The following is a 255-nucleotide window of genomic DNA, read 5'->3' as shown; positions in this document are numbered from 1 at the left end:
GTGCCGTGGGTGGTGTCGGCGAAGTCGGAGGAGGCGCTGCGGGCGCAGGCCGAGCGGCTGACGACCTTCCTGAACGAGCGTCCTGAGCTTGCTCCGGCGGATGTCGGGTGGTCGTTGGCGACGACGCGGACGGTGTTGGAGCACCGGGCGGTGACTCTCGACGGGTTGAACGGCCTTGCAGCTCTGGCTGAGGGCCGTGAGGCGTCGGGTGTGGTGTGGGGGAGTGCGGCGGGCGCGGATGGCCGTGCGGTGTTC

Annotated in this window: 1 protein-coding gene; it reads left to right on the top strand. The window is 71.0% G+C overall.

Annotation, left to right across the window (positions count from 1 at the left end; all coding sequences use genetic code 11):
• The coding region (locus GTW67_RS37980; protein WP_237519152.1) for a CurL C-terminal domain-containing protein at window positions 1–255 on the top strand (255 nt) is incomplete at both ends.

The sequence above is a fragment of the Streptomyces sp. SID5910 genome (assembly GCF_009862125.1).
Lineage (GTDB): Bacteria > Actinomycetota > Actinomycetes > Streptomycetales > Streptomycetaceae > Streptomyces.
This window is presented reverse-complemented; position numbering and strand designations above follow the sequence as displayed.